Origin of the sequence: Aliiruegeria lutimaris, from assembly GCF_900099935.1 — a bacterium.
GTDB lineage: Bacteria > Pseudomonadota > Alphaproteobacteria > Rhodobacterales > Rhodobacteraceae > Tropicimonas > Tropicimonas lutimaris.
In genome coordinates, this window is the sequence record NZ_FNEK01000116.1 from 1 (window position 1) to 10,087 (window position 10,087).

Consider the following 10,087-nt stretch of genomic DNA (forward strand, 5'->3'; position numbering starts at 1 on the left):
AGGCCCAGACCGCGTATCCGATGACGCTTCGTGCGAACCGGAAACCTTTGATCCGCGACAAGTCTTCGATATTAAACATGGCGGTGGACTAACCCCACCCAGAAACGTCAACAACCTGACAATGCCGTTTCGAGAGGATCCTGGCGGATACAAGGCCGGCCTGGGCCAATGTCGGCGAGGATTACGAAGCGCGAATGTCGCTTGGGCAAGAGGAAGATCAGGAAATGCCGGCCGCCGGCAAGGTCCTGCCATTTCCCGGAAACGCGACTGCAACCCCGCCAGATCTGTCTTCGGGAGATGAATGGGCCCTCGCATCCGGCCTCCTGTTCTCGATGAATCCGAGCTTGCATGCGTCCTGGTTAGCACCGCTCAAACGGGAGAAGCGTGTTGGCGACAGGCTGTTGCTTCATGCGCCGACCCGGTTTCATGCGACCTATGTGCAAACGCATTTGCTGGATCAGATCCTTGCCGCATTGCATCGTGTCGATGACAGCGTGGGCCTCGTGACCGTCATGCATGGCTGAGAGAACGGGGCAGGGGGCCGAACCCGTTTCCGCGTCTCAGGTATTCAGGTCCAGGTCGCTCATGTTCACGAGGCTTGCCGTGGCCCAGGCGAACAGGTAACCGATGCCGCGCACGGTCTTGATCAGTTGCGGATGGTCCGGGTCGCGCTCGATCTTCTTGCGCAGACGAGCGACCCGGTTGTCGATCGAGCGATCCGTCGGCTCCCATTCGAGACCGGCCACTTTTTTCAGGAGTTGCTCCCGTGACAGGACCTGTTTGGGGTTTTCGAGGAAGACCATCAGCAGCGTGAAATCCGCCGTCGTCAAACCGCAGCGTTCACCTTGGCGGCCGATCAGTTCGAATTGATCGAGGAGCAAGGTCAGGCCGTCGAACTGCATCGCCCCGCCGTTTGCGGCATCCCCGGTCGATAGCTCGCTCTGGGGCTGCGAGGGAAGGCTGCGTCGCAGAACCGAGTGCACGCGGGCCAGGAATTCCCGTACATGGAAGGGCTTGGTGATATAGTCGTCGGCGCCGAGTTCCAGGCCGACGACGCGGTCGATGGGGTCGTCCCTGCCGGTCACCATGATGATGGGTACATTCGAGCGGCCGCGGATTCGCCGTGCAATGGACAGCCCGTCGCCCTCGGCAAGGTACAGGTCCAACGTTATCACGGACAGATCGGTTCTCGCCGCGATATCGAGCGCCTCATTCTCCGTTGCCGCTTCCAGAACCGAAAAGCCGTCTGTTTCCAGACAGTTGCGCAGCAGAGAGCGAACTGAGACTTCATCATCAATCACAAGTGCTTTTAACAAAGGCACACCCCCCCCGAGGTGACAGACAATTAGGAACTCCCTCAGGTAAACTGTAGCGTTAACCTTTAGCATTAACAGGTTTTCATTGCAATTCGCGCATTCGATTACCTTTATAGATCAAGGGGAAAGACTGTTTCGGGTTGCGACTTCGGGAGCGAGGATGCGGGTTCCGAGGAAGGAACGGGATAACGCAGAGAGGAGGATTTCAACGTGGGGCAGACATCTGTTCACACTGGCTGGCGCCCCCCTGATCGGGGGATGGGATGACGGAAAACGACAAGGACGCCGCGATAGCCGCCCTTGCGGATGAGACCGATCCGAGCGCCGCCGGGGCCTCGGATTCGCAAGCATCCCCGGCGCGCGTTGCCGACCGTTTGGCCGATGATTCGGAGGCCGGGCTCGCCAAATTGCGCGGACTGATCCGCGATTACCAAAAATCCGCCTTGGAGATGCAGGCGCGCGCCCATGCGGCGCAGTCTTACGCGGACAGCATTTTCAACGCGATCCGCGAGCCAATGCTGGTGCTTAACGGCACGCTGTGTATCGAGTCCGTGAACCACGCCTTTCGCCAGATGTTTCTGGCGGACGATCACGATGTGAGTGGCATGAGCCTGTTCGAAATCTGCGACGGCGGATGGGATTTGCCGGAGCTGCGTCACCTTCTGGGACAGGTTCTTCCTGACAGTGTTCCCGTCGAAGGCTACGCGTTCTCGATCAATACGCGAGACTCCGACCGGCGCGAATTTGCGCTTCATGCAGGGCGGATGAGTGACGAGGCTTCCGGAACAGAAAGGATCCTCCTGACACTGGACGATTTGACCGAGCGCGACAGGACCAGAAACGCGGTGCAAGGCCGTGAGCGGCGGTTGAATGCGATCGTGAGAGCGATTCCCGAGGCGGTGGTTTCGATCGATGTTCAGGGTACGATCCTTACGTTCAACCCGGCGGCAGAAGAGATCTTCGGCTACAAGGCCGAGGAGATCATTGGCGACACCGCCCGGAAACTGATGCCTTTCCCGATGTCGCAAATGAATGATGACCAGTTCGCCGACTACATCCGGAACATAATGCTCGACGAAATCGGAGAAGGACTGGACGCCGAGGCGCGGCGCAAGGACGATGAATGGGTGCCTGTCCACATCCAGGCATCGCCAGTGACGCTCAAGGATCAGCAGCAATATATCTGTATCCTCCGCGATCTGACCGGCGAACGAAGCCGCCGCGTCCTGTTGGAGCGCGCCCAGAAAATGGAAGCGGTTGGCCAGCTGACTTGCGGAGTTGTTCATGATTTCAATAACTTGCTGACGGTTGTGATCGGAAACCTTGAACTTCATGAGATGCGGAATGCCGGTGGCGAAAACGAAGGTCTGTTGAGCGAGGCGCTGGAGGCTGCGAATCTTGGTGCGGCGCTGACCAAGAAATTGCTGGCCTTTTCCAAGAAGCAACCGCTGGCGCCGAAAATCCTAGCGCTGCCGGAACTGATCGAAGGCCTCCATCCACTGCTGAGCCGTGCCTTGGGGGAACCGATCCGGATCAAGACCTTTCTGAGCGAAGATCTCGATACCGTTCTGGCCGATCCCGGACAGATAGAAAGCGCTGTGCTGAACATGGCGATCAACGCCCGTGACGCCATGCCGGACGGGGGAACGGTGACGATCAAGGCCAGAAACCGGACGATCAAACGCGGCGCAAGCAGTGGGAAATTCGACCTCAGTCCCGGTCAATATGTCGAGCTGTCGGTCATCGACACCGGTTCGGGGATGTCCCCGGAGGTCCGCGAGCACGCGTTCGATCCGTTCTTCTCCACCAAGGATTACGGGACAAGGTCGGGGCTGGGGCTGAGCATGGTCTACGGCTTTGCCAAGCAGTCGGGGGGGACAGTGACGCTCACCAGCAAAGTCGGGAAAGGCTCCAGGATCAGCCTGTTCCTGCCATCGGCGCTTGGCGGAACGTCGGCGCCGGCGGTGGAAAAGCGAGGGCTGATCGCGAGTGTGGCAGCGGAGACCGTTCTGCTGGTCGAGGATGATACCAGGGTTCGTCATCTGACCCGCGGACGGCTGGAGTTCCTGGGCTACAAGGTCATCGAGGCCGCGGACGGGCCAGCTGCGTTGCGCGCGCTCAACAGGCGGCGGCCAATCGACCTGATCCTGTCCGACGTGGTTATGCCGGGGGGGATGACGGGGGTCGACCTGGCCGAGAAGGTCGGCGAACTGTATCCGGATATCAGGATCTTGCTGGCCAGCGGATATGTCCGGGACGCAGTGGAGAAAGCAAAAAGACCCGATGGGCGCACCTATACGATGCTGCGAAAGCCATATGGCCTTGTGAAGCTGTCCCAGGCGCTGCGCGATCTGCTGCAGTAAGGAATTTCTCCGGCATCCGGGTACGGACTGCCTTGCGGAGCCCTGCCCGAGAACGCGCCTCCCGGTCCGGCCGGTTTTGCAGGTCAGGAGGGCAGATGGCCGGCTGCGCTATGCCTGAAGGCTGCTGGGGCCACTGCGGCGGAGTGCACCGTCTGCAATACTGCGCACGGTTTCGGCGAGTTCGGCGATTTGCCGATGCGACCAGGTCGTGTCAACCAGGAAGGCGAGGCTGGTCTCTCCGAGCTCTCTTGCGTTTGGCAGCGGCTGATCCGGTCCGAGATTTCGGTTGCGGAACGTGGCTTCTCTATAGATCTCCGAACAACTGCCGGAGAAGGCCGGGAAACCGGCCTCGGCGATCTCGGCGAGAATGCGGTCGCGGGACCACTCTCCGGCCAATGCCCCCGGCCGAACAAAGGCATAGAAGCGGTAAAAGGCATGGGTGAGCGGCGCGGCGGGCATCGGCACTCGCAGGGCATCGCACCCCGACAAGGTTTCCGCGAGAATCTCCGCGTTGCGGGTCCGGTGGGCGAGGGTTGCCTCCAGCCGGGAAAGTTGGATGCGGCCGATGGCGGCCAGGGGAGCGGGCATGCGCAGATTGGTGCCGGGGCCGGAATCGTGCAGCCACCGGAAGCCGGGCGGGTGGTCTTGCGCGTGGACGGTGGCGTGGCCCTTGCCGTGATCCTTGTAGCTCCAGGCGCGCGACCACAGCGCATCGTCATTGCACAGAAGCATGCCGCCTTCGCCGCCGGTCGATATGATCTTGTCCTGGCAGAAGGAGAAAGATCCGAAATCGCCCATGGTTCCAACATGGGTGTCACCGATCCGGGCGCCATGGGCCTGGGCGCAATCCTCGATCACCCACAGGTCGTGGGCGCGGGCGAGATCGAGAATGCCTTCCATGTCGCAGGGCCAGCCAGCTAGGTGTACCGGCAGGATGCCGCGGGTGCGCGGGCCGATCAGCGGGGCAATGGTTTCGGGCGAAATGTTCTGGCTGTCGCGGTCGATATCGGCAAAGACCGGCACGCCGCCGGCCAGCAGAACGCAACTGGCCGAGGCGACGAAGCTGCGCGGGGTGACGATGACCTCGTCGCCCGGTTGCAACCCGAGCGCGTGCAGCGCGGTGTCCAGCGTCACCGAACCGTTGGCCATTGCGATGGCGTGACGGGCGCCGGTGGCGGCCCGGTAGGCGTCTTCGAACGCCGACACGTCAGGGCCGGTCCAGGCATTGACCTTGCCTGACCGCAGGACGTTTGCGACCGCTTCGATTTCTTCGGTGTCGTAGACGGGCCATCGGGTCATGGAGCTCAACCTCAGCAAACGGAACGGACGAGGACGAAGCCCTCGGCCGCCGGACGGTGGACCGTGGCGCCGCGCAGGGTTGCGAGAGCGCGCAGGGCCTCGACGGAACGCTCGTGCGGAGCAGGGCGCACCTGGCTCGCGAAGAGCTGGAAAGCGGCCAGCTTGCGTTCGAGCGTGGCTGAGATGTCGACGAAGACATTGGGCGTAAAGGGTGGCGTCAGGTAGGGCGCGTTCCAGTTGGTTTCCGAGAGTGTCTCGTAGACGGCGATCGTGGCCGGGTAGCTGGCCTGGTGCGGCCGGCTCGCGACGAGCGTGGAGAGAAAACTGAGTTGATGATCCAGGTGAATATCGCCCGGGTGCGGGGCAAGGATCAACGAGGGTGACAGGTTTCGAACAAGCGCGCCAAGGCCAGCATTGAGTGCCGAATGCGGATGCTCGGACAACTCGGCGGCGGGAAAGTCGAGCCAGTGGGATTCCGTGATGCCAAGATGGGCATGGGCGGCTGCGGCCTCGGCCTGAACCCGCGCGATCTGCGCGGCGTCGAAGCGGGGCGGTTGGCCCCGGGTGACGATGGCCACATGTATGGCGCGTCCGCCCTCGGTCATCCGGGCGATGGTCCCGCCCGCGCCGAGGACTTCATCGTCAGGATGCGGGGCGATCACCAATGCCGGTCCATCGCTCGACAGAAGGTTTGATATCATGGCGATGTGTTCCCGAGTTTGCTGTGAAGGGCAGGGGGGTGGTCGGCTCCGCTCCAGGCGAGAATGTCGAGGCAGCGACCATCGCCGCAAGCGACGGTAAAGTTGGAGCCGTCGATCGCCTGCACCTGTCCGGGCAGCCCGATATAGTAGCCTTCGCGCGGGAACAACCGCGCGCTGATTACTGTAATCCTTGTGCCGTCGGTAGCTTGGGTGAAAGCGCCCGGATAGGGGGGGGCAGCAGCGCGGATCAGACGGTGGATCTCGCTGGCCGGGCGGGTCCAGTCTATCCGGCCGTCCTCGGGCCGTCTGCGTGCGCAGATGCTGATCCCGGTCTCGGGCTGAGGCTCCGACGGAATGTCTCCGCCCTTGATGCGCGACAGCAAGGGCGGCAGCATCTCGGTCAGCGCGATAAGAACGCGGTCATAGAGATCGCGCGCAGTAATCGTCTCTGGATCGATACTGTAATGCGATTGCGCCGCGATCGGGCCATCATCCGCGCCCGCTCCAAGCCAGAAAATCGTGCTGCCCGAGGTAGTTTCGCCGAGCAGAATTGTCCATGGAATCACTGCGCGGCCCCGAAGGCGGGGCAGGGCGGAGGGGTGGAAGCCGAGACAGCCGATCCGGGGAATGGCGCGGAATGCGGGCCCGCAGATCTGTGACCAGCCAATCACCATGACAAGGTCCGGTTGGACGGCTCTGATTGCCTCAAGTGTCTCTTCGGAATCGCTGCGCTTCGTGAAGTGGACAGGAACGCCGAAATGCTCGGCCATCGGCACGAGATCGGAGAAATCGGAATGCCGGCGAGACAAATCGGGCGGTAAAGTCACGAGCAGATCCGGAACATGGCCGGCCCCGCAGATCGCTGTGAAGGCCGCCAGAGAGCCTTCAACGGCACCGACGAAAACAGTCTTCACTTTGATCCCTCCATGAACGATGTCGCTCTTTCGGCGGAGAGCCATTGTGCCGCCATCGCGAGCCGATCCTCCCGCCGCCGCTCGCCAAACGCGGCGACGCCTAAGGTTTCCCAAAGGATCTGGAGGTCGAACGGAGTGGATCTGTGGGCCACGTACCACAGATCCAGATGCAGCTTTTCCTCGTTAGAAAGCGTTGTATTTCCGCTGACCTGCGACCAGCCGGTCAGACCGGGCCGGACCATTCCCCGCAACTCACCAGCTCGACCGAAGCCTTTAACGGTTTCCGGCAGTAGAGGGCGCGGCCCCACGAGCGCCATGCGCCCGCGCAAGATCAGAAACAATTGCGGAATCTCATCGAGACGCAGCCGGCGGAGTATTGCGGTGGCGCGAGTTTGGCGCTCCGTGTCGGGAAGGAGATTCCCTGAGGCATCGCATGCATCGCTCATAGTACGCAACTTGCAGAGCCGAAAAGGAATGCCATGCTGCCCCGCTCTCATCTGGGCAAAGAATAGCGGTCGGCCAAGTGTCAAAAAAACGATCAGGCAGGCAAGCCCCCAAAAAGGTAGCGCCAATATGCCTGCAACAGTGCAAATTAGTATCTCAGCAGTTCGCGACATGAATTCCGAATATCGTCCGACATACGTTTCGGGTTCTAATAAAGTTCCAAAATACTATCTTTACCTTCCGCGCAGCGCGCCCAAGCGGTCCGAAAGGTTGTGCTAAACCAAGTGTTAATGGCTCCGGTTAGGTAAGAATAGGTTTTTCTTTTGCGTGACAGCGCATTTCTTGGGATGTGAGCTTGGCGAGTCGATCGCATCGTCGTCGAGCTTTTGCCAACAGGCAATCTGAACCGCCCCGGTTTCACCGGAGGCTCCGAAGTAAGTATGGATGGAGCCTATGGGACAAGACAGCAGATCGAACCGCTGTATCGACCCAGCGGAATCTGCTCAGGTTAAGCTGCTAAAGCGAATGCCTCAGCTGGTGTCTTCATGTCCAGCGCCTGGTTTGGCCGCCGGTGGTTGTCGAAGCTGATCCAGTCGCCGATGGCGCGTGTCGCGTGCTGGATGCTGTCGAAGCGCTGGCGATGCACGCACTGTTCTTTAAGGGTCCTGATGACACGCTCGACCATGCCGTTCTGTTGCGGGCAGTGCGGTGTTATGAACTCCTGCTTCAGCCCGTAGCTGCGCACCAGCGCAGCGTATTTCCGGCTGGTGAAGACCAGGCCGTTGTCGCTGCGAAGCAGGAACTCTGTCGTCACCTTGCCGAGTGTGCCGAACCGGGTGATCAGGGCGTGCTCGAGGGCGCTGGCGGCGGTGCTGGCCTTTCCGGAGCGTGACAGGTGCCAGCCCAGGAGCTCGCGGGTACCTGACAGCGGTCGTGGATTGGTTCAGCCGAAAGGTGTTGGCCTGGCGGCTCTCGGTCACACTGGAGACGGAGCCGTGCCTCGAAGCTCTGAAAGAAGCGATGGCCAGATACGGCAAGGGGCGGTTCCTCGACAACATCTTTGTCGAGCGGCTCTGGCGCTCCCTGAAATACGAGTGTGTCTACCTGCACGCCTGGGAAACCGGTTCAGAGGCCAAGGCGGGCGTCAGAAAATGGATGGACTTCTACAACCGAAAGCGCCCACATTCAGCCCTCGGAGGAAAACCTCCAGCCACGGTCTGCTGGCTGAGAAAGAAAACCATCAAACCCGATCAGCAGGAGCAGAAAGTAGCTTAAACCGCGAAAGATCCTGTCCAAGGTTTGGGGAGTAGCTCAGTGGGCTACGAAATATCCACGACCGAACCCGGCTAAAAACGGAAGAATTACTGTGGGATAGCTTACAGGGCTGCGGTGTGATAGTCTTGAGATTGGAGCTTTTTTGCTTGCAGGAGAATGGCAATTGAATCGCGGCACTGTGATGCATGTGATTACTGATTTTTCGGCGAGCGCTGGAGCTGAGACCATGCTTGCTCGCCTGCTTCGCGTATCTAAAGACGAGCGTGTAATTGTCGTGCCCCTTATCGACGTCTCTGAGCGCAACCGCCGGCTTGCGGACAATTCGTGCGTCGAATATCTTCCGATGGGAATGCGCTCGGTGCTAGAGCTTCCAATCGCCATTTCAAAACTGACCACACTTATGCGAGCGGAGCGCCCGCGAGTCGTGCTGTGCTGGATGTATCATGCCATGGCTGTGGGCGCGATTTCTGGACGACTAACCGGCACACCAATTTTCTGGACCGTCCGTCAAGCTCTCGACGATTCAAAAGCGCTCACACGGAGCACTAAAGTGGCACTATCGGTCTGCCGAAAGATGTCGCGTTGGCCAACTGGCGTAATCTTCAACTCCAAACGCTCTTTAAAACAACATTTCCACTACGGTTATAACAACGCCAATTCCATCGTGATCCCTAACGGCTTTGACCTGCCCGACCTCGTGCCGCTTTCGCCGCCCGCGTCACCGAAGCTGTTCGGCATCGCCGGCCGACTGCACCAGCAGAAGGATTACCATACTTTCTTTCGCGCTGCTGCGATCGCTGGCCGCATGCGCCCTCATTTGCGCTTCATCGCCGCCGGGCATGGCATGACGCCTGACAATCCGGAGGTCGTGGAGATAATGAAAGCCTCGAATGCACGGCCAGAACAATTCGAACTAGTGGGAGAACTGCGTGACATGGAGCAGTTTTACCGGCGGATCGATGCTCTGGTGTTGTCCTCGCGGACCGAAGGCTTCCCAAATGTAGTCGCTGAGGCGATGAGCTATGGCAAACCGGTAGTCACGACAGATGTCGGCGATGCTGCGGAGATTGTTGGAGAGACCGGGATAATCTGCCGCCCACGTGACGCAGACGCACTGGCCGCCGGAATCTCGGCGCTCGCCGAGGCGTCACCCGAAGCATATGCGGCAAGGGTTTACGCCGCGCGACAGAGGGTTGAAGAGAAATACTCACTTCCGAAAATCGCAGAGGTGTACGATAGCTTCATGGAAACATGAAGCGCATTTTATACCGTGATCGGGTGCTGTCTGTCAAAAGAACCTGGTTTGTCGGTCATCAAATGAAGTGGGCCGATTGTGCTGACGACGGACACAGCTGGTTGCGCAGTTCGCAGCTCCAATGATCGGAAAGTCGACCTTCCGATCAACAGAAAAAGACATGGAGTGATTTCCTCTCCTAAACAGTGGTTCCAAAAGACAGCCCCGGCACTCTGATCCCGTACGCCGCCAAGGTTTCTCTGGGGGCCAAGATTTGGTGAGCTTCCCCCGCGATCAGGGCCGGTTTGATCCAGAATCTTCCGGTTGGGTTTGAGTGTTGAGCGTCAGCGCGGAGACCGCAAGAGTCTCAAGCGATGGCGCAAGCGCGTTGAACCGCCCCGGTTTCACGGGAGGCAGGTTAGTTGGTCTGAGGCGACCATATTCATGCTCTCAGAGGTGGCTCGGTTTGTCTGAACAGTTGAGTTAGGTGGATTTTCTGCTCCCGATCCGGCAGCGATGCCGGGAAGAAGGAGCGAAAGAT

General features: G+C 60.0%; 9 protein-coding genes and 1 pseudogene. 4 read left to right on the forward strand and 6 right to left on the reverse strand.

What is annotated here, in order from left to right; translation table 11 throughout:
- The first annotated feature begins 194 nt into the window (after nt 1-194).
- Nucleotides 195-524, forward strand: a complete 330-nt coding sequence (locus BLR85_RS26565) for a DnaA N-terminal domain-containing protein (RefSeq protein ID WP_093164502.1) — start codon at nt 195-197, stop codon at nt 522-524.
- A 36-nt stretch (nt 525-560) separates the two neighbouring features.
- Here BLR85_RS26565 and BLR85_RS26570 read toward each other — a convergent pair whose 3' ends face one another.
- On the reverse strand, nt 561-1,316 hold the full coding sequence (locus tag BLR85_RS26570; RefSeq protein WP_425284514.1) for a response regulator: 756 nt from the start codon (nt 1,314-1,316) through the stop codon (nt 561-563).
- Nucleotides 1,317-1,579: 263 nt separating this feature from the next.
- Between BLR85_RS26570 and BLR85_RS26575 the strand changes: the two genes are divergently transcribed.
- Nucleotides 1,580-3,679: a hybrid sensor histidine kinase/response regulator gene (locus tag BLR85_RS26575; protein WP_093164507.1), complete on the forward strand. Its 2,100-nt coding sequence runs from the start codon at nt 1,580-1,582 to the stop codon at nt 3,677-3,679.
- A gap of 108 nt (nt 3,680-3,787) precedes the next feature.
- Here the strand turns inward: BLR85_RS26575 and BLR85_RS26580 are convergent, their stop codons facing one another.
- The 5 genes from BLR85_RS26580 to BLR85_RS26600 form a co-directional block, all read right to left on the reverse strand.
- Entirely contained in the window at nt 3,788-4,978 is a 1,191-nt protein-coding gene (locus BLR85_RS26580) for a DegT/DnrJ/EryC1/StrS family aminotransferase (RefSeq protein WP_093164509.1), read from the reverse strand.
- A gap of 11 nt (nt 4,979-4,989) precedes the next feature.
- The gene (locus BLR85_RS26585) at nt 4,990-5,679 is read right to left on the reverse strand and encodes a PIG-L deacetylase family protein (protein WP_093164511.1); all 690 of its coding nucleotides are present in this window, start codon (nt 5,677-5,679) and stop codon (nt 4,990-4,992) included.
- Complete coding sequence (locus BLR85_RS26590) at nt 5,676-6,593, reverse strand: methionyl-tRNA formyltransferase (protein ID WP_170844792.1); 918 nt, start codon at nt 6,591-6,593, stop codon at nt 5,676-5,678. The genes BLR85_RS26585 and BLR85_RS26590 overlap by 4 nt, the downstream gene beginning before the upstream one ends.
- Complete coding sequence (locus BLR85_RS26595; RefSeq protein WP_093164517.1) at nt 6,590-7,210, reverse strand: sugar transferase; 621 nt, start codon at nt 7,208-7,210, stop codon at nt 6,590-6,592. The genes BLR85_RS26590 and BLR85_RS26595 overlap by 4 nt, the downstream gene beginning before the upstream one ends.
- Before the next feature lie 335 nt (nt 7,211-7,545).
- Nucleotides 7,546-7,851 (reverse strand): integrase core domain-containing protein, encoded by a 306-nt coding sequence (locus BLR85_RS26600; RefSeq protein ID WP_212635174.1) that lies wholly within the window; start codon nt 7,849-7,851, stop codon nt 7,546-7,548.
- A gap of 89 nt (nt 7,852-7,940) precedes the next feature.
- Between BLR85_RS26600 and BLR85_RS26605 the strand changes: the two are divergent.
- Both BLR85_RS26605 and BLR85_RS26610 read left to right on the forward strand, forming a co-directional pair.
- A pseudogene (locus BLR85_RS26605) lies at nt 7,941-8,312 on the forward strand (transposase); the annotation flags it as partial.
- Between the two features lie 163 nt (nt 8,313-8,475).
- Nucleotides 8,476-9,567: a glycosyltransferase gene (locus tag BLR85_RS26610; RefSeq protein ID WP_212635175.1), complete on the forward strand. Its 1,092-nt coding sequence runs from the start codon at nt 8,476-8,478 to the stop codon at nt 9,565-9,567.
- Nucleotides 9,568-10,087: the final 520 nt, after the last annotated feature.